The sequence below is a fragment of the Methylobacterium sp. 142-1Y genome (genome assembly GCF_057747795.1).
The window spans coordinates 4,051,892-4,076,281 of the sequence record NZ_CM173224.1; the positions used below are offsets into that span (position 1 = coordinate 4,051,892).

General features: G+C 71.6%; 19 protein-coding genes. 11 read left to right on the plus strand and 8 right to left on the minus strand.

Annotation, left to right across the window (positions count from 1 at the left end; genetic code table 11):
• Positions 1-17: 17 nt before the first annotated feature.
• Entirely contained in the window at positions 18-662 is a 645-nt protein-coding gene (locus AC3AOF_RS18525; protein WP_236989470.1) for a L,D-transpeptidase, read from the plus strand.
• Positions 663-1,223: 561 nt separating this feature from the next.
• On the opposite strand, the gene AC3AOF_RS18530 is transcribed toward AC3AOF_RS18525, so the two are convergent.
• From AC3AOF_RS18530 to AC3AOF_RS18540, 3 genes are read right to left on the minus strand one after another with little or no spacing between them, the layout of a single operon-like run.
• Positions 1,224-2,609 (minus strand): DUF3100 domain-containing protein, encoded by a 1,386-nt coding sequence (locus AC3AOF_RS18530; protein WP_488346138.1) that lies wholly within the window; start codon positions 2,607-2,609, stop codon positions 1,224-1,226.
• A gap of 59 nt (positions 2,610-2,668) precedes the next feature.
• Complete coding sequence (locus AC3AOF_RS18535; RefSeq protein ID WP_488346139.1) at positions 2,669-4,222, minus strand: aldehyde dehydrogenase family protein; 1,554 nt, start codon at positions 4,220-4,222, stop codon at positions 2,669-2,671.
• Between the two features lie 17 nt (positions 4,223-4,239).
• Positions 4,240-5,106, minus strand: coding sequence for an NAD(P)-dependent oxidoreductase (locus tag AC3AOF_RS18540; protein ID WP_488346140.1), 867 nt, complete (start codon positions 5,104-5,106; stop codon positions 4,240-4,242).
• A gap of 148 nt (positions 5,107-5,254) precedes the next feature.
• On the opposite strand from AC3AOF_RS18540, the gene AC3AOF_RS18545 reads away from it, so the two are divergent.
• The gene (locus tag AC3AOF_RS18545) at positions 5,255-6,184 is read left to right on the plus strand and encodes a LysR family transcriptional regulator (RefSeq protein ID WP_488346141.1); all 930 of its coding nucleotides are present in this window, start codon (positions 5,255-5,257) and stop codon (positions 6,182-6,184) included.
• Positions 6,185-6,589: 405 nt separating this feature from the next.
• Here the strand turns inward: AC3AOF_RS18545 and AC3AOF_RS18550 are convergent, their stop codons facing one another.
• The gene (locus AC3AOF_RS18550; protein ID WP_488346142.1) at positions 6,590-7,078 is read right to left on the minus strand and encodes a MarR family winged helix-turn-helix transcriptional regulator; all 489 of its coding nucleotides are present in this window, start codon (positions 7,076-7,078) and stop codon (positions 6,590-6,592) included.
• 205 nt (positions 7,079-7,283) lie between these two features.
• Here AC3AOF_RS18550 and AC3AOF_RS18555 point away from each other — a divergent pair, with 205 nt between their 5' ends.
• Entirely contained in the window at positions 7,284-9,737 is a 2,454-nt protein-coding gene (locus tag AC3AOF_RS18555; RefSeq protein ID WP_488346143.1) for a PAS domain S-box protein, read from the plus strand.
• Here the strand turns inward: AC3AOF_RS18555 and ftrA are convergent.
• Positions 9,734-10,849, minus strand: coding sequence for a transcriptional regulator FtrA (gene ftrA / locus AC3AOF_RS18560; RefSeq protein WP_488346144.1), 1,116 nt, complete (start codon positions 10,847-10,849; stop codon positions 9,734-9,736). The two genes, AC3AOF_RS18555 and ftrA, sit on opposite strands and share 4 nt — an antisense overlap.
• Here ftrA and AC3AOF_RS18565 point away from each other — a divergent pair.
• Positions 10,848-11,306, plus strand: coding sequence for a rhodanese-like domain-containing protein (locus tag AC3AOF_RS18565; protein ID WP_488346145.1), 459 nt, complete (start codon positions 10,848-10,850; stop codon positions 11,304-11,306). The two genes, ftrA and AC3AOF_RS18565, sit on opposite strands and share 2 nt — an antisense overlap.
• Before the next feature lie 42 nt (positions 11,307-11,348).
• Here AC3AOF_RS18565 and AC3AOF_RS18570 read toward each other — a convergent pair whose 3' ends face one another.
• Together AC3AOF_RS18570 and AC3AOF_RS18575 are read right to left on the minus strand one after the other, a co-directional pair.
• Positions 11,349-12,434, minus strand: a complete 1,086-nt coding sequence (locus AC3AOF_RS18570; protein ID WP_488346146.1) for a tartrate dehydrogenase — start codon at positions 12,432-12,434, stop codon at positions 11,349-11,351.
• 14 nt (positions 12,435-12,448) lie between these two features.
• Complete coding sequence (locus AC3AOF_RS18575) at positions 12,449-13,828, minus strand: aminotransferase class III-fold pyridoxal phosphate-dependent enzyme (RefSeq protein ID WP_488346147.1); 1,380 nt, start codon at positions 13,826-13,828, stop codon at positions 12,449-12,451.
• A 313-nt stretch (positions 13,829-14,141) separates the two neighbouring features.
• Between AC3AOF_RS18575 and argE the strand changes: the two genes are divergently transcribed.
• The 6 genes from argE to AC3AOF_RS18605 all read left to right on the plus strand — a co-directional run bounded on the left by argE (position 14,142) and on the right by AC3AOF_RS18605 (position 22,061).
• Positions 14,142-15,284: an acetylornithine deacetylase gene (gene argE / locus AC3AOF_RS18580; protein WP_236989460.1), complete on the plus strand. Its 1,143-nt coding sequence runs from the start codon at positions 14,142-14,144 to the stop codon at positions 15,282-15,284.
• 78 nt (positions 15,285-15,362) lie between these two features.
• Positions 15,363-15,647, plus strand: coding sequence for a hypothetical protein (locus AC3AOF_RS18585; protein ID WP_236989459.1), 285 nt, complete (start codon positions 15,363-15,365; stop codon positions 15,645-15,647).
• A 298-nt stretch (positions 15,648-15,945) separates the two neighbouring features.
• On the plus strand, positions 15,946-17,577 hold the full coding sequence (locus AC3AOF_RS18590; protein ID WP_488346148.1) for a hypothetical protein: 1,632 nt from the start codon (positions 15,946-15,948) through the stop codon (positions 17,575-17,577).
• 136 nt (positions 17,578-17,713) lie between these two features.
• Complete coding sequence (locus tag AC3AOF_RS18595; protein WP_236989457.1) at positions 17,714-19,150, plus strand: aldehyde dehydrogenase family protein; 1,437 nt, start codon at positions 17,714-17,716, stop codon at positions 19,148-19,150.
• Between the two features lie 26 nt (positions 19,151-19,176).
• Positions 19,177-20,310 carry a CaiB/BaiF CoA transferase family protein gene (locus AC3AOF_RS18600; RefSeq protein WP_236989456.1) on the plus strand — a complete coding sequence of 378 codons (1,134 nt, stop codon included), beginning with the start codon at positions 19,177-19,179 and terminating at the stop codon, positions 20,308-20,310.
• A gap of 239 nt (positions 20,311-20,549) precedes the next feature.
• Positions 20,550-22,061, plus strand: coding sequence for a fumarate hydratase (locus AC3AOF_RS18605; RefSeq protein ID WP_488346149.1), 1,512 nt, complete (start codon positions 20,550-20,552; stop codon positions 22,059-22,061).
• A 115-nt stretch (positions 22,062-22,176) separates the two neighbouring features.
• Here the strand turns inward: AC3AOF_RS18605 and AC3AOF_RS18610 are convergent, their stop codons facing one another.
• On the minus strand, positions 22,177-22,827 hold the full coding sequence (locus AC3AOF_RS18610) for an HdeD family acid-resistance protein (protein ID WP_442919251.1): 651 nt from the start codon (positions 22,825-22,827) through the stop codon (positions 22,177-22,179).
• Positions 22,828-23,118: 291 nt separating this feature from the next.
• Here AC3AOF_RS18610 and AC3AOF_RS18615 point away from each other — a divergent pair, with 291 nt between their 5' ends.
• Positions 23,119-24,384 carry an HlyD family secretion protein gene (locus tag AC3AOF_RS18615; RefSeq protein ID WP_488346150.1) on the plus strand — a complete coding sequence of 422 codons (1,266 nt, stop codon included), beginning with the start codon at positions 23,119-23,121 and terminating at the stop codon, positions 24,382-24,384.
• Positions 24,385-24,390: the final 6 nt, after the last annotated feature.

Sequence of the window (24,390 nt, forward strand, 5' to 3'; positions counted from 1 at the left end):
CGAAAGGTTGCGCCCGCATGCTCCCGCGCCGTCTCGTCCTCGCCCTCCTCGCCGGGCTGCCGCTCGCGGCCTGCAATTCCCGTGGGCCTGCGAACGTCGCGGCCGTGGATCCGGACGCGGCCTGGTACATCGGCAGCATGCCCGACCAGCCCTACGACGTGCCGCTGGTCGACCGCAGCCGGATGGACCCGAAATACCGGCCCCAGACCGTCGCATATACCGGCCTGGAGAAGCCCGGCACCGTCGTGGTCGATATCGACGAGCGCTTCCTCTACCTCGTCCAGGAGGGCGGCCAGGCGCGCCGCTACGGCGTCGGCGTCGGCAAGCTCGGCTTCTCGTGGAAGGGCACCGCCACGGTCGGCCGCAAGGGCGTCTGGCCCGATTGGGGTCCGACCGCCAAGATGGTCAGCCTCCACCCCGACCTGCCGCGCTCGCGCAAGGGCGGCCTCGACAACCCCCTCGGCGCCCGCGCCCTCTACCTCTACCAGGGCGGCCGCGACATCCTGTTCCGCATCCACGGCACCAACGAACCCTGGAGCATCGGCGAACAGATGTCCTCGGGCTGCGTGCGGATGCTCAACGAGGACGTGGTCGATCTCTACAACCGGGTGCCGGTGGGCACGACCGTGCTGGTGAAGCGGAACGGGAAGTATCGGGTTTAGGGGAGATCGTCGGGTCGAGGGCTCGCGCCCGAACCCTCCCCCCTCTGCGGCAGGGCTGTCCGGGGAAAGTTGTGGCGTGCCTCCCCTCTCCCGTGTGGGAGAGGGGCCGGGGGTGAGGGTGACACGCTTCCGCGTAAAGCTCTGAATGTCGTGCTGACAGCTCGACGCTCTTCGTTTCATACTGAAGCGTATCACCCTCACCCCTACCCCTCTCCCACACGGGCTAGCGGATTCACACAACGTCTCTGAAGCCCAACTCATTGTAAAAGAGGGCGCTTTCCCCTCCCCCTTGTGGGGAGGGGTTAGGGGTGGGGGTGGTGCAGGAGGCACCGCCGAAATCTCTCCGGCACCACCCCCACCTCCGGCTCCTCCCCACAACTTGCAGCGATTCCGGGCAAGCCCGGGATCGCCGGGGGGAGGAGAGGCGCGCGACCTTCACCGGGAGAAGCTCTCGAACGGAGAAGTGTGAACACGCTAGCCCACACGGGAGAGGGGATCCCGCGCTTGATTTTAAGAGGGATTTTCCCCGCAGAGGGGGGAGGGTTACCCGTCGCGCTCCGTTCACACCGGCGGATGCATCCAGAACTGGGCGATCAGCGCCGCGCCGAGGAACGTGCCGGCATTGGCCATGAACGACACCACCACGATGCGCCAGCCGAGGCGCCGGAAGGCCGGGAAATCCTTGGCGAGCGACAGGCCAGCGAAGGCGAGGATCGGGGTGGCGAGCGCCAGGAAGTTGATCCGGCCCGTCGCCGCGGCGATCTCGGCCGAAAACGGCGTGCCCGGATAGGTGAGCGCCATGCCGATCAGCGAGACCCACACCACCGCTGGCAGCCGGCGCCCGGCGAGGCGGTAGAGCACCTCGCCCACCGCCACCGCGGCGACGATGATCCCGGCACCGATCAGCACCTGCCCGTCGATCGGCGTGCCGTAGGTGAGCCGGTTGCCGATGAGCCCGAACACGGCCGTGGCGAGCCAGATCAGGACCAGTGCCGGCAGGCCGAAGGCAGGCGCCGCATGCGCCGTCACCACCTCGGTCGGCGCGGCGGCGGCTTCGGTCCGTCCGCGACCGCGGCCCAGAATCGGCTCCAGCACGCCGTAGGCCCAGATCGTGAAGGGCAGGGACAGGAACAGGGTGAAGTAGGTGCCGATGGTGGTGGTGATGAGGTTGCTCGCCGCCGCGAAGGTGGCCACCTCCTTCGCCATCTCGGGATTCTGCTGCGCCGCGATGGCGCCGGACGCCGCCGCCATCATGCTGCCCGAGCCGACGCCCGCGCCCATGGCCAGCGCCAGCGGGTTGAAGATCCCGAGGCTGGCGATCAGCCCGGCCAGCACCGCGATGAACACCGCCCCGAACACCGTGCCGGTCAGGTACTCGGCGAGCACGCCGCGCCCTTCCGGCGAATCCATGCCGAAGCGCTCGCCGATGATCGCGAGGCTCGGCTCGCGCCCGACCGAGAAGGTGGCGCCGATCGCCTCGCGCTTGAGCCCGAGGAGCAGCGCCACGGGCAGGCCGAACACCATCGTGCCGAAGAAGTGGCCGAATTCCTGGAAGGCGAGGGCCCAGCCGGCGCTCAGGATCTTCGGCAGCGAGCCGCCGACGAGGAGGCCGAGCTTGGCGACGAAGAGGAGGAGCGCCGGCTGGAGGATCGCGCCCGCGGCGTGCTGGAGCGAGACGGGCAGCCGCAGGGCCGGGGGCAGGCGCGGCGCGGCCAGCCCGAGGCCGCCGCCCATCAGCAGGGCCCAGAGCAGGGGCAGGAGGATGATCTTGCCGTGGCCGAGCGGGATGGCGACGTTGCCGATCGCCTCCGCGATCGTCACCACCACGAGGGCGAGGAGGAACAGGACCAGGATGCCGGCGCGGCCGGCACGAGTCGCGGGAGGGGGCACGGGTTGGGTCACGGGCGCGACGGCGGGATTGCCGGTCGCCAGGGTGGCGCTCGTCATCGATCGGTCTCCGGTGCGGGGGGACGGTCCGGAGGCCGCCGCCCCCGGACCGGGAGGGATCAGGCGCCGACGCCGGGGGCGTAGCCGAAGGAGGCGGCGGGAGCGGCGGCGGTCTCGACCCAGACGCTCTTGACCTGGGTGTATTCGTGCAGGGCCTCGAGGCCGCTGGAGCGCCCGTAGCCGCTCCGCCCCGAGCCGCCGAAGGGCGAGGAGACGTGGATGGTCTTGTAGGCGTTGATCCAGAAGGTGCCGGCCCGGACCTGGGCCGCGACCCGGTGGGCGCGGCCGACATCGCGGGTCCAGACCGCGCCGGCCAGCCCGAACTCGGAATCGTTGGCGATGGCGACCGCCTCCTCCTCCGTGTCGAACGGGATCACCGTCACGACCGGACCGAAGATCTCGGTGCGGGCGCAGTCCATGGCATTGTCGGCCTGGGCGAGGATCGTCGGGCGCACGTAGAAGCCGCCCTCGGCGGGGGTGCCGTCGCTTCCGGCGGCGAGCGTCGCTCCTTGATCGAGGCCGCCGCGGATCATCGCGAGGACGTGCCGGTACTGGGTAGCGTTGTTGATCGGCCCGATTTCGGTCTCGGGATCGAGGGGATCGCCGACGCGGATGCGCTCGGCGCCCGCCGCCAGCATGGCGACGAAGCGGTCGTAGACCGGCCGCTCGACGAGGAGCCGCGAGCCGGCGACGCAGGACTGGCCGGCACCGGCGAAGATCGCGCTTTGCGCGCCGAGGCAGGCCCGCTCCAGGTCGGCATCGGCGAAGACGATGTTGGCCGACTTGCCGCCGAGTTCGAGCACGCAGGGCTTGAGATGCCGCGCGGCGCTCTCCGCGATCTTGGCGCCGGTGGCCGGCGAGCCGACGAAGACCACCTTGGTCACGGCCTTCTCGGCGAGGGCCGCCTGGCCGGTGGTGTGGCCGTAGCCGGCGAGCACGTTGACGACGCCCGCGGGCAGCCCGGCCCGCTCGGCGAGCGCGGCCACCGCCAGCGAGGTGAGAGGGGTGAGCTCCGAGGGCTTGAGCAGCACCGCGTTGCCGGCGGCGAGCGCCGGGGCGAGCTGCCAGCCGCAGGTGAAGACCGGGGCGTTCCAGGGCGTGATCTGGAGCACGACGCCGAGGGGCTCGCGCCTTGTGTAGTTGAGGTGGCTGGTCGGGACCGGGATCACCTCGCCATGGAGCTTGTCGGCCCAGCCGGCATAATACTCGAACATCTCGGCGACCTTGGTCGCCTCGCCGCGGCAATCGCGGATCGGCTTGCCGGCATTCAGCGCCTCGAGGCGGGCCAGACCCTCGACCTCGGCGCGGATGACGCGGGCGATCTCCTGCATCACCCGGCCGCGGGCGGCGCCGGTCAGCGCGGCCCAGCGGGCCTGGCCGACTTTCGCCGCGCGGGCGGCCTCGGCGACCACCTCCGGCCCGGCATCGGGGTACTCGGCGAGCGTCAGACCGGTCGAAGGATCGACGAGGCGCACTGGCTCGCCGGTGCCGGGGACGAGGCGGCCGTTGACCCAAGAACCGATGCAAGAACGGATGCAAGATCCGATCTGGGTCGCCCCGGGAAAGAACGGGCGGAGGAGGGCGGCGAGCGCCTGCGGGCGGGTCTCGGTCATGATGGGATCTCCCGGGTTCAGGCGAGCTGGAGCTTGACGATGGCGTTGAAGTCGGCGTCGTCGGGGATGGCATCGGCGCTGCCGCGCCACAGCCGGGCGGCTTCTCCCGAGAGCGGCAGGTCGAGGGCGAGGGCGCCGATCAGGCTCTCGGCGAGCCGCACGTCCTTGCGCATCAGCTTCATGGTGAAGCCGGAATCGAAGGCGCCGTTGAGCACCCAGGTCGGGAAGTTGACCTGCGTCACGCCGCTGCGGCCCGAGCCGGCATTGATCCCGGCGAGCAGGCGCTCGGGATCGACGCCCGCGTCCTTCGCCATCCTGACCGCTTCCGCGGCGGTGATGAGATGGGCGGCGCAGAGGAGGTTGTTGGCGAGCTTGGTGACGTGGCCGGCGCCGACGCCGCCGACATGGACCCGCGTCGCGCTCATCGCCGCGAGCACCGGCTCGGCCAGGGCCACCGCCCGGTCGCTGCCGCCGATCACCATCGTCAGGGTGGCGGCATGGGCGCCCTTCGGCCCGCCGCTCACCGGGGCGTCGATCAGGTCGATGCCGGCCGGCACCAGGGAGGCCGCGATCCGCCGGGTGACCGCCGGATCCGAGGTCGAGGTGTCGACGATCAGGAGACCGGGCCGCCCGCCATGGAGCGGCCCGTCGGGGCCGAGGAGCACGGCCTCCACCACCTCCGGAGTCGGCAGCGACAGCACCACCGCGTCGCAGTCACGCCAGAGGGCGGACGGCCCGTCGGTGATCGCGATCCCGTCCGCCGCCGAGGCCTCCCGGGCGGCGGGGGCGGGGTCGTAGCCCATGATCTCGAAGCCGCGCCGCCGCAGCGAGAGGGCCATGCCCCGGCCCATGTTGCCGAGTCCGATGACGCCGATCGTCCGCATGTCCGCTGTCTCCCGGAACCGGCGCCGCTCCGCTGCGGCGCCCCTCTGGGAACCGGAGACTGGGGCCGATCGGCGTTGAGCGGAACGACGTTGGCCGGTATTTTGCGTTGACTTGCCGGCAACGCACCCGGCGGGTGAGGAGGATCCGATGCATCACAGCCTCGACGAGCGCTGCTTGCGCTATCTCGCGGAAGCCGTCGGCTGCGGCTCGGTCCGCGCGGCGGCCGACAAGCTCAACGTCAACGCCTCGGCGGTGAGCCGCCAGATCGTCCAGATGGAGGGGCTGCTCGCCACGCCCCTGATCGAGCGCCACCGCCGCGGCGTGCGGGCGACGCCGGCAGGCAGCCTCCTCCTCGACTATTACCGGCGCCAGGCCTCCGACCGGGAGGACATCCTGGCCAAGCTCACCGAGTTGAAGGGCCTGCGCCGCGGGCACATCGATGTCGTGCTCGGCGAGGGCTTCATCGGCGACCTGATGTCGGGCCTGCTCCAGGGCTTCTGGGCCCGCCACCCCGACCTGACCATGACCCTCGATCTCGCGGCCACCAACGACGTGGTCCGCCGGGTCGTCGAGGACGAGGCGCATCTCGGCCTCGTCTACAACCCGCCGCCGGAGCCGCGCCTGCGCACCCACCTGGCGATGCCGCATCCGATCCGGGTGCTGGTGCATACCAACCATCCGCTCGCCGCCCATCCGGGCCCGGTGCGCCTCGCCGCCCTCGCCGGCCACCGCCTCGGCACGATGCACCCGGCCTACGGCATCCGGCAGATCATCGCGGCGGCCGAGCGGGCGGAGGGCGTGCGGCTCGACCCGGCGCTGATCACCGGCTCGATCGGCGTGCTCAAGCAGTTCGCCGCCTCCGGCACCGGCGTGACGCTGCTGCCGGCCTTCTGCGCCGCGCAGGAGATCGCCGACGGCATCCTGGTGGCCCTGCCGCTCGCCGATCCGGGGCTCGACGGGGTCGAGGCGAGGATCGTCACGCGGCTCGGCCGCCAGCTCTCGCCCGCAGCCGCCAAGCTCCTCCAGCACCTCGCCCGCGGGATGGCGGCGGAGGAGCGGGGGCGTGCGAGGCCGTGAGGTATTCGCAAGTGGGAGAGCGATGGCCGCTGTTGCGCCGGCACCCGCGCCGCTTTCCTGCGTCGTGAACCGTGATGATAAAGAAAAATTTGTCGCGATTCCATTCTCGAAACGCGAACAAGCGCCGAGGAAGGCTTGAGCGAGGTGAAGCACAGTACACGACAGGGCCGCTCACATGCGGCTCCGACCTGTCCCATCGGCGACCTCATCCTGAGGTGCGACTGAAAGGAGCCTCGAAGGAGGGCTCCAGACGTCTTTGCGATCCCTTGAGCCCTCCTTCGAGGTCAGTCGATCGAAGATCGACCAACACCTCAGGATGAGGTCGCGGGTGGGAGAGGCCATGGCCGGCAGGCTTCAGGCCGCTGTCGTGTACCATGAAGGTGAATGCTTGAACGCACCGAAACGTCAGCCCGCCCGGCCCTGCCCCGAGGCTGCCTCGCGCACGCCGCCGTCCTCCCCGAACGCCGCCCGGAATCCCGGCAGCGCCAGCTCGTGCAGCAGGTCGCGCAGCAGGCCCGCCCGCTCGGGCCCGAAGGCGGCATCGAACCGGTCCTGGGCCGTCCGCCACAACGGCGTCGCCTCCGCGAGCTTGGCGGCGCCGGCTTCCGTCAGGGCGATGCGCCGCGCCCGGCGGTCCCGGGGATCGGGCACCACGCTGACATAGCCGTCGCGGGTCAGGGGCTTGAGGGTGTGGGCGAGGCCCGAGAGGTCCATCACCATCGCCTCGGCCAGTTCGCCCATGGTCGGTTCGCCGAGGCGGCGGATCGTGCCGAGGAGGCCGAACTGCGTCGTGCGCAGGCCGATCGGCGCCAGGGCCTCGTCGTAGAGCTGCCCGACGCTGCGCGTCGCCCGGCGCAGGGCCGCGTTGCTGCAACGAGTCGGTTGGATCGCCACGAAACGCCTCCCGCCCCGACGCGGCGGGGCCGCCCCAGATATGCGGCCTTCCCGGCCGCGCCGCAATGCGAGCGCCCCTCGGCACTGCGCCGATGGTCGCGGGTGGAAGGGTGGAGACGGGCCGCCCGCCTCCGCTATATGGGCCCGCGGGGATGAGGCGAAAGGCGCGGACAGGCCGCGCGGCGCCGGTGCGGGTGGGAGAGGAATGGCGGATCCCGGACACGTCCCGGACCTCGTCGCGGAGAATGCGCGGTTGCGGGCCGCCCTGGCGGCGGCGGAGCAGGCGCGGGCGGAGGCCGAGGCGGCCCTCGCGGAGGCCGACCGTCCCTGGCGGCCGATCGGCGAGCCCCTCGTCGATCCGCGCCTGCGGGCGGCGCTCGGCGTCGAGACGGTCGGGGCGATCGTCTTCGACATGGCCGGCCGGGTGCTGGAGGCCAACGACACCTTCCTGGCGATGAGCGGCTACAGCCGCGAGGATCTGGGCCGGGGCCGGCTCACCGGCGCCACGCTGGTGCCGCCGGAATGGCAGGCGACCTCCCGGCGCGTCATCGCCGAGCTCCAGGCGCGGGGCCGCTCGGATTCGACCGAGCGCGAATATCTGCGCAAGGACGGCTCGCGGTTCTGGGCCTTGTGCGCGGCGACCCGCCTCGACGACGGCACCGGCTTCGAATTCATCATCGACATCACCGGCCGGCGGCGGGCCGAGGAGGCGTTGCGGCGCAGCGAGGCGCGCTACCGCACCCTGTTCGAGGCGATCGATGCCGGCTTCTGCGTCATCGCCCTGCGCTTCGGCCCGGAGGGCAAGGCCGAGGATTACCGCTTCCTGGAGGTCAATCCCGCCTTCGCCCGCCAGACCGGCCTCGCGGACGCGGCCGGGCGCTGGATGCGCGAGCTGGCCCCCGACCACGAGCCGCACTGGTTCGACCTCTACGGCCGGGTGGCGTCGACCGGCGAGCCGGTCCGCTTCGTCCAGCCGGCCCGGGCGCTGGGCGAGCGCTGGTACGAGGTGCACGCCTTCCGGGTCGATGCGCCGGAGGACCGGCACGTCGCGGTCCTGTTCAACGACATCACCGCCCAGCGCCGGCTGGAAGAGGCCCTGCGCGGCCTCAACGAGACCCTGGAGCGGCAGGTCGCGACCCGCACCGCCGAGCGCGACCGGATCTGGCAGGTGAGCCGCGACATGCTGGGGGTGGCCGATGCCGACGGCGTCTGGCTCAGCGTCAACCCGGCCTGGACGGCGACGCTCGGCTGGCGGCCCGACGAGGTGGTGGGGCAGACTTCCGCCTGGCTCGAGCACCCGGACGACCAGGACCGGACCCGCGACGAGATCCGGCGCCTCGGCTCCGGGGCGCCGACCCTGTCGTTCGAGAACCGGTTCCGCACCCGGGATGGGGGCTACCGCACCCTGTCGTGGCGGGCGGTGCCGTTCGAGGGCAACCTGTACTGTGTCGCCCGCGACGTGACGGAGCAGCGCGATCGCGCGCAGCGCCTCGTCCAGGCCGAGGAGGCGCTTCGCCAGTCGCAGAAGATGGAGGCGGTGGGCCAGCTGACCGGGGGCGTCGCCCACGACTTCAACAACCTCTTGACCATCATCCGCTCCTCGGTGGATTTCCTGCGCCGGCCCGAGCTGCCGGAGGCGCGCAAACGCCGCTACCTCGACGCGGTCTCCGACACGGTGGACCGCGCCGCCAAGCTCACCGGCCAGCTCCTCGCCTTCGCCCGCCGCCAGGCGCTCGCGCCGGAGGTGTTCGACGTCGTCGCCCGCCTCCAGGGCGTCGCCGACATGCTCGACACGGTGACGGGCGCACGCATCCGCGTGGTGACGGAAGGCCCCGACCGGCCGTGCTTCGTGCGCGCCGATCTCAGCCAGTTCGAGACCGCCCTCATCAACATGGCGGTCAATGCCCGCGACGCGATGGAAGGGGAGGGGACGCTGACGCTCGGCGTCGCCTGCGGGGCGGCAAAGCCCGAGATCCGCGGCCACGCCGCCGCACGGGGGCCCTTCGCGGCGATCTCGCTGACGGATACCGGCGCCGGCATGAGCCCGGCGGTGATGGAAAAGATCTTCGAGCCGTTCTTCACCACCAAGGAGGTCGGCAAGGGCACGGGCTTGGGCTTGAGCCAGGTCTTCGGCTTCGCCAAGCAATCCGGCGGCGACGTCGACGTGACGAGCCGGCTGGGCGAGGGCTCGACCTTCATCCTCTACCTGCCCGAGGTGGCGGCGCCCGCCGAAGAGGGCCAGGCGCCACCCGTGGACGAGGGCCTGGCGCCGGCCCGGGCCGGGCAGCGGGTGCTGCTCGTCGAGGACAATGTCGGGGTCGGCCGCTTCGCCGCGCAGATCCTCGGCGATCTCGGCTACGTCGCCACCTGGGTCACCAGTGCCGAGGCCGCCCTCGACGTGCTGGGCCAGGATGGCGCTTACGACGCCGTGTTCTCCGACGTGGTGATGCCCGGCATGGGCGGCATCGAGCTCGCCAAGGCCCTGCGCCGGCGCCATCCCGGCCTGCCGGTGCTGCTCACCTCCGGCTACAGCCACGTCCTGGCGCAGGAGGGCTCCCACGGCTTCCCGCTCCTGCACAAGCCGTACTCGGCCGAGCAGCTGTCGCGGATGCTGGCGGGGGCGATCGGGCAGCGGCGGGGCGTCGGGCCGGCCGCTTAGGCATGGCGCCCGGAAAAGCTTCGCCGATAGGCCGTCGGGCTGGTGCCGAGCCGCGTCCGGAAGTGGTGGCGTAAGGTCGACGGGCTGCGAAACCCGCTCGCCTCGGCGACCTCCGCGAGCGACACGGCGCCCGGCCGTTCCAGCATCTCCCGGGCGAGGCGCAGCCGCTCGGCGATGATCCATTCGCCCGGCGGCAGGCCGGTCGCCGCGATGAACCGGCGCTGGAAGGTGCGCAGGCTCATCCCGGCGAGGCGCGCCATCGCGGAAAGCGGCCGGTCCTCGTGCAGGCCCGCCCGCATCGCGTCGAGCACTGGCCCGAGACGGGCCGCCTCGCGCTCGCGCGGGACCGGCGCCTCGATGAACTGGGCCTGGCCGCCCGCCCGGTGCGGCGGCACGACGAGGCGGCGCGCGACGCGGTTGGCGAGGTCGGGTCCGAAATCGCCGCGCACGACGTGGAGGCAGAGATCGATGCCGGCGGCGCTGCCGGCGGCGGTCAGGATCCGGCCCTCGTCGACGTAGAGCACATCGGGATCGAGAGCGATGGCGGGGTGACGCGCCCGGATCGCATCCGCGTAGCGCCAATGGGTCGTGGCCCGCCGCCCGTCGAGGAGACCGGTTGCGGCCAGGACCGCGAGGCCGGAGCACAGCGACATCAGCCGGGCGCCGCCGGCATGGGCCTCGCGCAGAGCCCGCACGAGGTCCGGCGGCACGGGGGCGTCGATCGCCCGCCAGCCCGGCACGACGATCAGGTCGGCCTCCGCCAGCACCTCCAGCCCGCCCTCGACCGCGACCGTGAGGCCACCCCCGGCCCTGAGCGGCCCCGACTCCACCGCGCAGACCGCGTAGCGGTACCAGCCCGGACCGGCCTCCGGCCGCGGAAGCCCGAACACCTCGTAGGCGGCGCCAAACTCGAAGGTGCACAGGCCGTCATAGGCCAGCACCGCGACGCGCGGGCCGGACGGGGTGTTCGGAAAGGCGGAGCGATTTGGCACGATCTCGACGCGGAACGGCAGGCGGCCCGGTCTCGGGCCGGAGGGGAAGGCCGCAGGATAGGCCGGCTCGACGCGCCGTTCCAAGGGCGGCGCCGGCCCGCAACGGAGCACAGCCGCCATGCCGAACCCCGTCACCGCCGTTCCGCCCGCTCTCCCCGCCGAGGTCGCGGCGCATTACGCCCGTCGCCTCGCCTTCGAGACCGATTGCGCCGACGTGCACGCCGCCTTCGCGCAAGGACACTCGGCGCAAGGACACTCGGCGCAAGGAAATCCAGCGCAAGGAGAGTCGGCGATGAATGCGCCCGGCTTCGTCCTCCTCGACGTGCGCGGGCCGGTCCTCTACGCGAAGGGCCACGTCCCCGGCGCGCTGAACCTGCCGCGGGGCAAGATGACGCCCCGGCGCATGGCCGAGTGGCCCGCCGGCACGCTGTTCGTTGTCTATTGCGCCGGTCCCCACTGCAACGGCGCCGACAAGGCCGCCCTGCATCTGGCCGAACTCGGGCTGCCGGTGAAGGTGATGATCGGTGGCGTGACCGGGTGGGTGGACGAGGGCTTCGCGCTGGCGAAGGACGCCTGATCGAGAGGCCGGACGCGCTCAGGCGTCCGGCCTCGATCCATCTCACGCCGCAGCAAAAGCCCGCAGCACCGCGTCGGCCGCCTCGCGGGTCGTCGCAGTCCCCTTGAGGTCGCGGGTGCGCGACGCCGGTTCGCGGAGCGCCGTCTCGATCGCCGCCACGATGGCGTTCGCCGCCTCCACCTCGCCGAGGTGTTCCAGCATCATCGCGGCGGTCCAGATCTGGCCGACCGGGTTGGCGATGCCCTTGCCGGCGATGTCCGGCGCCGAGCCGTGGACGGGCTCGAACAGCGAGGGGAAGCGGCCCTCCGGGTTGATGTTGGCCGACGGCGCGATGCCGATCGTGCCGGTGCAGGCCGGGCCGAGATCCGACAGGATGTCGCCGAAGAGGTTCGAGCCCACCACCACGTCGAACCGGTCCGGGTTCAGCACGAAGTGGGCCGTCAGGATGTCGATATGGTACTTGTCGCGACGCACCTCGGGGTAGCGCTCGCCCATCGCCTCGACGCGCTGGTCCCAGTACGGCATCGTGATGGCGATGCCGTTCGACTTGGTGGCCGAGGTCAGGTGCTTCTTCGGCCGCGACTGGGCGAGATCGAAGGCGAATTTCAGGATCCGGTCGACGCCGTGACGGCTCATCACCGTCTCCTGGATCACGATCTCCCGCTCGGTGCCCGGATACATCGTGCCGCCGACCGACGAATACTCGCCCTCGGTGTTCTCGCGCACGACGTAGAAGTCGATGTCGCCGGGCTCGCGGCCGGCGAGCGGGCAGGGCACGCCCGGCATCAGCCGGACCGGGCGCAGGTTGACGTACTGGTCGAACTCGCGCCGGAACTGGAGCAGCGAGCCCCAGAGCGAGATGTGATCCGGCACGGTGGCCGGCCAGCCGACGGCGCCGAAGAAGATCGCGTCGGTCGGCGTCAGGATCTCCTTCCAGTTCGCCGGCAGCATCGTGCCGTGCTCGGCGTAGTAGTCGCAGGAGCCGAAGGCGTGGTGCTGGAGGTCGAGGCGGAAGCCGAACTTCTCCGCGGCGGCCTCCAGGATGCGGACGCCCTCCGGCACCACTTCCTTGCCGATGCCGTCGCCGGGGATGACCGCGATGCGGTAGTGGCGGTTCTTGGTCGTCATGGTCAAACGTCCTTTCACGCCAGCGCGGCGCGCACGTCGGCGACGTCGAGGACGTCGTTCAGCGTCTGTTCGAAGCGGGCGAGCAGGGTGTCGATGTCCTCGTCCGTGCAGCAGAGCGGCGGGGCGAAGCCGACGATGTCGTCGGCGAAGGCGCGGAAGATCACGCCGTTCCTGTAGCCGAACCGGGCGAGGTGGCCGGAGATGCCGAGATCGGCCGAGGGCTTGGTGCGCTTCGCCTTGTCGGTGACGAGTTCGACGCCGGCCAGCAGGCCGCGCACCCGCACGTCGCCGACGAGGGGATGGTCGGCGAGGCGCTCGAGGCCCGCGGTGAAGCGCTCGCCGGCCCGACGCCCGTTCTCCAGAATGCCGCCCTCGGTGTAGAGCCGCAGCACTTCGAGGCCGACCGCGGCGCTGACCGGGTGGGCCGAGTAGGTGAAGCCGTGGCCGATCGGCTTGCCGGCCGGAGCGTGGTCGGCGATGGCGCGGTAGATCCGGTCCGACATCAGCACCGCGCCCATCGGGCTGTAGCCCGAGGTCAGGCCCTTGGCGGTGGTCATCAGGTCCGGCACCACGCCGTCATGCTCGCAGCCGAAGAGCGGGCCGGTGCGGCCGAAGCCGGTGATGACCTCGTCGGCGACGAACAGGATGTCGAGCTCGCGGGCAGTCTCGCGCATCGCCTTCAGCCAGCCGTCCGGCGGCACGATCACGCCGCCCGAGCCCTGGACCGGCTCGGCGAAGAACGCCGCGACGTTCTCCGCGCCCAGTTCCTCGACCTTCGCCTTCAGCGCCGCCACCGAGGCGGCGATCACCGCCTCGTCCGAGTCGCCGGCCGGGTTGCGGTAGGGATAGGGCGAGGGGATGTGGTGCTGGAGCGTGGTCGGCGCGTCGAAGCCGTCGTGGAAGGCGGGAATCGCGGTCAGTCCGGCGCCGATGGTCGAGGAGCCGTGATAGCCCCGCTCCAGGGCGATCATGTGCTTCTTCGTCGGCCGGCCGGTGACGTTGTAGTAGTAGCGGATGAACCGCACCGCCGAATCGACCGCGTCCGAGCCGCCCAGCGTGAAGTAGACGTGGTTGAGATCGCCCGGCGCCAGCTCGGCGAGGCGGGCGGCGAGACGGATCGCCGGCTCGCTCGAGAAGTGGAAGTAGCCGGTGGCGTAGGGCAGCCGGCGCATCTGCTCGGCCGCCACCTCGACGATCGATTCGTGGCCGTAGCCGACATTGACGCACCACAGGCCCGAGAACCCGTCGAGCAGGGTGTGGCCCTCGGCATCGGTGAGATACGCACCCTTGGCCGATTGCAGCACCGTGGCGCCGCGCGCCTCGTGCCCCTTCCACGAGATCACCGGATGGATGAGGTGGTCGCGATCGAGCTCGATCAGGGAATTGGGGCGCATGGCGTCAGGCTCCGGGGCGGCGATGCCCGGCAGACTAAGCGGGGGCTGCGGGATTTTCCGCCGATCTGGCCCCGTGGCGCCGCGCGGGGTGCGGGTTTGGCGGGGGTGGGCGGCAGAAATGATGGCGGGCGGGCCCGGCGCACCGCTGGAATTGTCACCTGGCAACTCCCTCGGGGGCCCGCACCCGCGGGAAGCGGCCCTTTCCTGCCGTGCCGGCCGTCTCCGGCCGCAGGTTCTGCCGCGGCGGACGGCTTTCCGCCGGAGCCTGCCGGGCGTCTCGGACTATGATTTCCGGACAGCCAGCGAGATCCCGATGACCGACGCCGCCGCCCTTCTCTCCGACCTCGTCGCGATCCCCTCCGTCTGCCGCACGCCGAACGGCACGATCGTGGACCTCGTGCGGGCCTACCTCGCCCGCCACGGCGTCGAGGCGACCGTGCTGCCGGGGCCGGAGGGCGACCGCGCCAACCTGTTCGCCACGATCGGCCCGCGCGACGTGCCGGGCATCGTCCTGTCGGGCCATCTCGACGTGGTGCCGGCCGGCGAGGGCTGGAGCGGCGACCCTTTCACCTTGCGCCGGATGGGCGACCGGCTGGTCGGGCGGGGTGCGGTCGACATGAAGGGCTTCGTCGCCTGCATGCTCGCCCTGGTCCCCGAGATGGTGCAGGCAAAGCCCACCCGGCCGATCCACCTCGCCTTGTCCTACGACGAGGAGGTCGGGTGCGTCGGCGTCCGCCACATGATCGCGCGGCTGTCCGAACTCTGCGCGGCGCCCGAGGGCTGCATCGTCGGCGAGCCCTCGGAGATGCGGCCGGTCCTGCGCCACAAGGGCAAGGTGGCCGGGCGCCTCACCGTGCGCGGCCGGGCCGGGCATTCGTCGCGGCCGGACCTCGCCGACAACGCCGTGCATCTCGCCGCCGACATCGTCGGGCTGGTGCGCAGCCTGCACGAGGGGTTTTCGCGCCAGGGGCCGTTCCACCCGCTGTTCGAGCCGGCCGCCTCGACGCTCCAGGTCGGGGTGATCGCCGGCGGCACCGGGGTCAACGTCGTGCCCGATACCTGCCGGGTCGAGTGGGAGGCCCGGGCGGTGCCGGGGGTCGACCCGATGACGATCCACGACGCGCTCCAGGCCGGCATCCGCGATCTCGTGGCGCCGCTCCAGGCGGCCGGGCGCGCGGTGGCGGTCGAGAGCGAGATCCTGTCGCTCTACCCGGCTCTCGATCTTGCCGACGACGCCCCCTTGCGCGGCCTCGCCGAGGCCTGGTCGGGCCGGCCGGCGCAGGGGGCGGTGAGCTACGGCACCGAGGCCGGCCTGTTCCAGGCCGCCGGCATCCCGTCGATCATCTGCGGGCCCGGCCGCATCGCCGAGGCGCACCGGCCCGACGAGTCGATCGGCCTATCCGATCTAGAGGAATGCTGCGCGATGCTGCGCCGCGTCATCGCGCAGCAAAGTTAAATAAAGTCGAACCATGCCAGTTCGCGCACGTTGTCGGGTCCAGGATCTCACAAATCCAGGATCCGACAGGAGAGCAGCATGCGTTCGATTCTCGCCGGACTCGCCGCCGGCCTTCTCGTCGCCGGCGCGGCCTCGGCCCAGACCGCCGCCCCGTCCACGGCCCCCGGCACCATGAAGACGGGGCCGGCGACCACCGGCACCGTCGCGCCGATGCCGAACAACACCGGCGGCAGCGCCGGCGGCGTGGTGGCGCCCGGACCGAACGGCGCCTCGACCGTCACCGGCAACTCGGCCGCCGGCGGCAATGCCGGCCAGCCGTCCCGGGCGGTGCCGCAGGGTAGTGGCAACAGCGGCAGCCGGTAACCCGACCGCCGCCAGGCGTGGACGGAGTGCGCCGCGCGCCGTCCACGCCTTGGCAACCGGCCGCGGCCCCGGCAGTTTGAGCGAAGAGAGCCCCGGAGCAGTCCGGGTCGGCTCCCGCCGCTGCCGAGGTTGTCCCATGGCCAGGACCGTCACGACATCTGCCGGCAGGAAGGCCGCCGGCAACAAGCCCGCGTCCACCCGGAAGACGGCAGCCAAGAAGGCTGCCGGAAGGAAGGCGACCGGAAGGGCAGTCCCGGACGGACCATCCGCTGAAGCGGTCGCCGCGGATGGGGATGCGATGTCGCGCACGCTCCTGACCGTCCTCGCCGACCAGCTCGCCGAGGCTATCCGGTCCGGCACACCCGCCGCGCCCGTCCCGGACCTGATGGCCGAGATCGTCTCCCTCGACGGCGCCCCCGAGACCCTGTTCGATCTCCTGGTGGAGGAAGGCCGCAGGACGCGGCGCGACGATGACCGCTGCACGGCCCTCCTGATGCTGCTCGGCAGCACGCTCGGCGAGTGCCGCATGGCCGTCGAGGCGGAGCCGGGGGGCGCGGCCGCGGTCATCCTGCTGGGGCTGTTCGAGCGCCTGGAGGAAGCCGCCGAGACCGGCGCGCTGACGCCCGACCTGCTCCTCGGCATCGCCCATCAATTCATCGCGGCGCGGCTGCCGCTGCCGGAGACGATGCGCGACCTGATCGCCGGGGCGGCGCTGGACTCGGTCGAGGGCGCGGAGCCGCCGACCCCGGAGGAGATGGCGGCCGATTTCGCGCAGGCCGCCGAGGCGATGGATCACGACCCGTTCCTGATCCACGAGCAATTCGCCGAGCAGTTCGCGGTCTTCCCCGACCCGGTCCGCATCATGTCGGTCGGCATCATGATCGACTCGGACGTGCCGGCGATGCGCGAGGCGGCGCTCGGCTGGCTCCTCGATCCGGACCCGCAGATCGCCCGGGCCGTGGCGGAGCGCCTCGCCGCGGCCGCACGGCAGGGGCAGGTCTCGGCGGTGAGCGCCAGCCGGCTGGCCGCGATGCGGCCCTGGCTGCCGGGCGAGCTCCAGGAGCCCGTCGGCGCCGCGGTCGCGGCCTGCCGCGAGCGGGGCGGGGCCTTGCGGCTGGCCGAGGGCTCCGCGCCGGCGCGCGCCGTCCGCTTCGTCGCCACCGGCTGCGACGGCGCCGGGGCACAGAGCATCTTCGCGCAGGTCGGCGAGGGCGACCGGCACGTCTTTGCCGCCCTCCTGATGAAGCACGGCCACGGCCTGCGCGAGGCCATGCTGCAGGACGATCTCGGCCCCGAGGGCGCGGCCCGGTTCCTCGGCGAGGTCGCGCGGGCCATCGACTGCGTCGACACCTCGCCGGATTTCGTCCGCGACCTGATCGCCCACGGCCTCGCCACCGGCCTGGCGGCGGGCGAGCCGCCGCCCTTCGCATTGCTGCGCGTCCTCGACGCGGTCGGCCTGCCGCCGATCGCCCCGGCGCGGCTGGACGCCGGCGCGATCGTGGCGCAGCTCCTCGACGGGCTGCCGGAGGAGCGCCGGTCGGCGGCGGCGACCAGGGCGGCGCTCGCCGCCTCGGCGATGTGGGCGAAGGCCTACCACTTCCCGGCCAGCTGGTTCGAGACGGACATGGCGACGATCGTCGCCACGACGCTCACCGCCGGCCGGAAGAAGCAGGACGCGGTGCTCACCCGGATCGTCGGTCCGCGGCGGTCGCATTGGGGCGAGCAGCTCGCCTGGATCGCCAAGGCGGTCGAGGCCGGGGCGGATGGCGGAGCCATGGTCGGGCGCGGCCGGCGCAAGCTGCCGGCCGCCGAGGCCTGGATCGACCTCGCCCTCGTCGCTCGCGCCTTTCTGGACGAGACGCCGATCGAGGACATCCCGCTCGCCGCCGAGATCGCCCGGCAGACCCTCGCCGCGCAACGGCACTGCTGACGGCGCGCGCCATATCGCGATTCTATCGCGCACGCCCGTCGATCGTATTGGAATCCCTCCTCCCGGCGCGCTAACACCGCGCCCAACAGCTGGCCGGCCGCTGACAGTGCGGCCCGCCGCCACGGGAGGGAGACGCATGAACGCCCATCAGCACTTCATCGGCGGGACCTGGATCGGCAGCGAGGCGAGCCTGCCGGTGCTCAACCCGTCGCACGGCCAGGAGATGGCCCGCATCGCCCGCGGCGGTGCCCAGGAGATCGACGCCGCCGTGAAGGCCGGCCACGCCGCGATGGACGGCGAGTGGGGCCGGCTCGACGCCGCCTCCCGCGGCCGGCTGCTGCTGAAGCTCGCCGAGCTGATCCGCCGCGACGCCGAACTCCTGGCGAAGATGGAGAGCGAGGATGTCGGCAAGCCGATGACGCTTGCCCGCAACGACGCCCAGGTCTGCGCCCGCTACTTCGAGTATTACGGCGGTGCCGCCGACAAGGTGCATGGCGACACGATCCCGTTCCAGAACGGCTTCACCGTGATGACCGTCTACGAGCCGCACGGCGTCGTCGGCGTGATCGTGCCGTGGAACTATCCGCTCCAGATGACCGGCCGCTCGGTCGCCCCGGCGCTCGCCATGGGCAACGCCGTGGTGCTGAAGCCCGCCGAGGATACCTCGCTCTCGGCGCTCCACCTCGCCAAGCTCGCGGCCGAGGCCGGCTTCCCGGCCGGCAGCCTCAACGTGGTGACCGGCCTCGGCGAGGAGGCGGGCGCGGCGCTCGCCTCGCACAAGGGCATCCACCACATCAGCTTCACCGGCTCGCGCGAGGTCGGCACGCTGATCCAGACGGCCGCGGCCAAGAACACGATTCCGGTCACGCTCGAACTCGGCGGCAAGTCGCCCCAGGTCGTCTTCGCCGATGCCGACCTGTCCGAGGCCGGCACCGTCATCGTCAAGGCGATCACCCAGAATGCCGGCCAGACCTGCTCGGCCGGGTCCCGCGTGGTGATCGAGGATAAGATCTACGACAGCTTCACCGCCGATCTCGCGCAACGCTTCAAGGACCTGCGCGTCGGCTCGGGCGAGCAGGACCTCGACCTCGGCCCCGTCGTCAACGCCAAGCAGTGCGAGCGGGTGCAGGGCTACATCGATCTCGCCCGCCGCGACGGCCTGACCATCCTGGCCGAGGGCGAACTCGGCACCAACGTGCCGGGCGACGGCTACTACGTTCGCCCGACCCTGATCGGCGACGTGCCGCCGGACCACCGCCTGGCGCAAGAAGAAATCTTCGGGCCGGTCCTGGTGGCGATCCGGGTGCGCGACGAGGCCGAGGCGCTGAAGGTGGCGAACGGCACCGAGTACGGGCTCGCCGCCGGCATCTGGACCTCGGATCTCGGCAAGGCGTTGCGCCTGTCGAAGGGCATCAAGTCGGGCCAGGTCTTCGTCAACAATTACGGTGCGGGTGGCGGCGTCGAGCTGCCCTTCGGCGGCGTGAAGGGCTCGGGCCACGGCCGCGAGAAGGGCTTCGAGGCCCTCTACGGCTTCGGCTCGATGAAGATGATCGCGATCAAGCACGGGGTCTGACGATCATGGCGGCGGGGAGTGGGGCTGTGGGGAATAGGGTCCTGCCGCTCGCAGGCCTGACCGTGGTGGCGCTCGAGCAGGCGGTGGCGGCCCCCTACTGCTCCTCGCGCCTCGCCGACGCGGGCGCCCGCGTCATCAAGATCGAGCGGCCGGAGGGCGACTTCGCCCGCGGCTACGATGCCGCGGTGAACGGGCTGGCGAGCTATTTCGTCTGGCTCAACCGCGGCAAGGAGAGCCTGGTCGCCGACATCAAGGACCCGGGCGACGCGCGGCTCCTGCACGCGGTGCTGGAAAAGGCCGACGTGTTCATCCAGAACCTCGCGCCGGGCGCCGCCGCCCGGGCGGGTTTCGGCTCGGACGACTTGCGGGCGCGCTACCCCCGGCTCATCACCGTGGACGTGACCGGCTACGGTGCCGGCCATTCCTACTCCGACATGAAGGCCTACGATCTGCTGGTCCAGGCCGAGAGCGGCTTGGCCGAGATCACCGGCCATCCGGCCGGTCCGGGCCGGGTCGGGGTGTCGGTCTGCGACATCGCCTGCGGCATGGCGGCCCACGCGGCGGTGCTGGAAGCGCTGATCGCGCGGGGCATCACCGGCGAGGGCGCCAAGCTCGAGGTCAGCCTGTTCGACGGCATGGCCGACTGGATGAACGTGCCCTTGCTCTATTTCGAGGGCACCGGCCGGGCGCCGCAACGGGTCGGCCTCGCTCATCCGTCGATCTGCCCCTACGGCGCCTTCCCGACCCGGGACGGGGCCCTGGTGCTGCTCTCGATCCAGAACGAACGCGAATGGGTGAAGTTCTGCGCCGGGTTCCTGCGCCAGCCCGACCTGCCGTCGCGCCCCGGCTTCGAGAGCAACAACGCCCGGGTGGCGAACCGGCCCGAGGTCGATGCGGTGGTGGCGCAGGTCTTCGCCGAGTTGAGCCGTGACGAGGCGGCGGCACGGCTGCGCGAGGCCGGCACGGCCTACGGCTTCGTCAACGGGCTCGCCGACCTCGTCTCGCATCCGGCGCTTCGTCGGGTCACCGTCGAGACCCATGCCGGCCCGGCCTCGATCGTCGCCCCGCCGGCGCTCCGCAACGGCCAGGCGCCGGTGCTGGGACGGGTGCCGGGGATCGGCGAGCACAGCGAGGCGATCCGGCGGGAATTTGCGGCGTAGCTTCGCTCTCACGTTGACCAGTGGAGCACTCTCCCCTCTCCCGTGTGGGAGAGGGGCTGGGGGTGAGGGTGCTACGGTTAAGAATTGATCTCGACCGTGAAGCTACCGGCACGACGCTCAGCGTCTCATCCTGAAGCGTATCACCCTCACCCCTACCCCTCTCCCACACGGGAGAGGGGATCCCGCGCTCTGCGAATAAAAGGTGCGGTAAATCCTGTAACCATTTCGGGAGGACCACCATGGCCACCATCCGCGAAGACGACCTGGTCGCCTCCATCGCCGACGCCCTGCAATTCATCTCGTACTACCACCCGGCGGACTACATCCAGAACCTCGCCGAGGCGTGGCGCCGCGAGGAGAGCCCGGCGGCGCGGGACGCGATGGCGCAGATCCTGGTCAATTCGCGCATGGCCGCCTTCGGCCGCCGGCCGATCTGCCAGGATACCGGAACCGCGCAAGTGTTCATGAAGATCGGGCTTGGCGCCCGCATCGTCTCGAACCGCTCGCTCCAGGAGATCGTCGACGAGGGCGTGCGCCGGGCCTGGCGCGAGGAGCGCAACCCGTTGCGCGCCTCCGTCGTCTCTGAACCGCTCTTCGGCCGCCGCAACACCGGCGACAACGCGCCGGCCATGCTCCATGTCGAGATGGTGGCCGGCGACACCGTCGAGGTCCATGTCGCGGCGAAGGGCGGCGGCTCGGAGAACAAGGCGAAGTTCGCCGCCCTCAACCCGAGCGATTCCGTCGCCGACTGGGTGGTGCGCACCGTCGAGACGTTGGGCGCCGGCTGGTGCCCGCCCGGCATGCTCGGCCTCGGCGTCGGCGGCTCGCCGGAAAAGGCGATGACGCTCGCCAAGCTCTCGCTCCTCGATCCGATCGACCTGCCGCAGATCCGCGCCCGCGGGCCGTCGTCCCGGGAAGAGGAATTGCGGCTCGAGATCTTCGAGCGGGTCAACGCGCTCGGAATCGGCGCGCAGGGGCTCGGCGGGCTCACCACGGTGCTGGATGTGAAGCTCAAGACCTTCCCGGTCCATGCCGCCTCGCTCCCCGTCGGCCTGATCCCGCAATGCGCCGCCGACCGGCACGCGCATTTCATCCTCGACGGCAGCGGGCCGGCGGTCTTCACCCCGCCCTCCCTCGACCTCTGGCCGCAGGACATCAGCGTCGCGACGGCGGCCGGGCGGCGGGTCGATCTCGACCGGCTGACCCGCGAGGAGGTGGCGACCTGGCGCGCCGGCGAGACCCTGCTGCTCTCGGGCCGCCTGCTCACCGGGCGCGATGCGGCGCATTTGCGCCTGACCCGGATGCTGGAGGCCGGCGAGCCCCTGCCGGTCGATCTGCGCGACCGGGCGATCTACTATGTCGGCCCGGTCGATGCGGTCGGCGACGAGGCGGTGGGTCCGGCCGGCCCGACCACCGCGACCCGGATGGACAAGTTCCTGGAGCCGATCCTGTCGCAGACCGGCCTTCTCGTCATGGTCGGCAAGGCCGAGCGGGGCCCGGCGGCCGTCGAGACCATCGCCCGCCATGGCGCGGCCTACCTGATCGCGGTCGGGGGCGCCGCCTACCTCGTCTCGAAGGCGATCAAGTCGGCGCGGGTGCTGGCCTTCGCCGATCTCGGCATGGAGGCGATCCACGAATTCATCGTCGAGGACATGCCGGTCACGGTGGCGGTGGATGCCGCCGGCACCTCGGTCCACCGCGACGGCCCGGCCCGCTGGCGCCGCCCGGTGCGGGAGATGGCGCCGGCCTGACGGGGTGATTCTCGAAGGCGCAGGGCATTCGGAGAAATGCCGGGCGCGGGTTTCCCCTCCCCCGCAGAGGGGGAGGGGGGAAGCCTGCGCCATAGTCGGTCACCGACCGGGTCGCTCAGGCCCGCCGCATCGCCCCACCCGTCCCGACATGCCGGCTGCGCAGCCGGAAGGCGAGAACCAGCATGAACGCCCCGAAGGCGATGGCGTAGCCGCCCATCCAGTAGGTCAGGACGAGGAGCGACAGGGCCGGGCTGGCGACGAGCGCGATCGCGAACAGGACCGAGAGCGCCCCGCCGATCCCCAGCCACCAGCGGCCGTGGTCGAGGTGGAGCCGGAAGGCGGCGGCGATCATCAGGGCACCGGTCACCAGCGCCCAGGCGGCGATGAGGTAGATGAAGGCGACGAGTGCGCTGCCCGGCATCAGGAAGGCGATCACGCCGACCAGGATGTTGAGCAGGCCGGCAGCGAGCAGGTAGCCCCAGCGCTCGTGCCGCTCCGCCGCCCGCACCGCCGCGACGATCTCGGTGATGCCGTCGACCAGCATGTAGGCCGAGAAGAAGATCACCAGGGTCAGCAGGGTGGCGCCGGGCGCGATCAGCGCGATCGCGCCGAACAGGATCGCGAACGCGCCACGCAGGGCGATCAGCCACCAGTTGCGGGCGAGCACCGCGCTCATCGCATTGAGGCGGACGAGCGGATCGTTCGCGCTGCCGTAAGGGGAGGCGCTGCCAGGCCCCATGTTGGGAAGGGGTGAAGCGGTACTCATGCGATCATCCTCCGGGACGAGGGCCGCCAAGGTCCAGCCTTGCAAGAGGTGAACGTGGATGGAGCGCGGCCGTTCCGTTAGCTTTTGGTAAGCTTACGTTTCGGTAAATCTCCCCTTTTGCGCCCTGGCCCCGTCTCCGGATGGCGTGGCACGGCCCGCGGGGCCGCGTCATCCAGGCCTCCGTCCGTTTTTTTGCCGCACTGCGGAACCCACGCCGCTGCCCCAGCGTCTTCCGTGCCGAGGCGGGCGCCTTGCCCGGTCGGCTCCCGACCGTCGCGTGGAATTCACGACATGCTGGACGATCAGTCGCGGGCGGAGGCTGCCGCGGGACGGGCCGCGCCGGCGCCCATCGTGGCGCGGGGCGATGAGGCCCGGGCCGACGATACGCGTGCCGAGAACACGCGCGCGCTCCGCGAGAACACCCGGGCGCTCCGCGAGCATGCCCCGCAGGACGAGGCGGCGGGCAAGGACGCCGACGAGAAGACCTCGGACGGCCGGGGCGACGAGGGCGATGCGGGGAAGAAGAAGCCGAGCGTCATCCGCCGCCATCCGCTCTGGTTCGTCCTCGGCGCGGTTCTTCTGCTGCTCTCGGGCGCCGCCGGCTACTGGTACTGGCTGACCGCCGTCCACCCCTACGAGAGCACCGACGACGCTTTCGTCGATGCGCGCCAGTTCGCGGTCGCGCCCAAGGTCTCGGGCTACATCACCGCCGTGCCGGTGACCGACAACCAGCATGTCGAGACCGGCGCGGTGTTGTTCCAGATCGACAAGCGCGACTACGAGGTAGCGCTCCAGCAGGCGCAGGCGCAGGTCCAGTCGGCGCAAGCCCAGATCCAGGGTTTCGAGGCCCAGATCCAGGCGCAACAGGGCAGCATCCAGGAGGCCAAGGCCCAGGTCGAGCAAGCCAAGGCGGCGTTGCAATTCGCCAAGCAGGATGCCGCGCGCTACCAGGACCTCGCCCAGCGCGGCGCCGGTTCGGTGCAGCAATCGCAGCAATCGACCTCGAACCTGCAGCAGCAGCAGGCGAGTTTCGACCGGGCCAACGCCGCCGTCACGGTGGCGCAGCGCCAGATCGGCTCGCTCCAGGCGCAGAAGGCCGGCGCCGAGGCGAGCCTCGCCCAAGCGAGGTCGCAGGTGGCGCAGGCCAGGCTCAACCTCGACTACACGACCATCACCACGGCCCAACCCGGCCGGGTGGTGCGGCTGACCGGTGCGGTCGGGCAGTTCGCGCAGGCCGGCCAGGCCCTCAGCATGTTCGTGCCGGACGACATCTGGGTCACGGCGAACTTCAAGGAGACCCAGATCACCGACATGCGCCCGGGCCAGAAGGTCGAAATCGAGATCGACGCCTATCCGGAGCGCAAGATCACCGGCACGGTCGCCTCGGTGCAGCCGGGCTCCGGCACCGCCTTCAGCCTGCTGCCGGCGGAGAACGCCACCGGCAACTACGTCAAGGTGGTGCAGCGCGTCCCCGTCAAGATCACCGTCGAGGACTGGCCGAAGGACGTCTCGATCGGCCCCGGCATGTCGATCGTCCCGACGGTGCGGGTGCGCTAGGCAGCC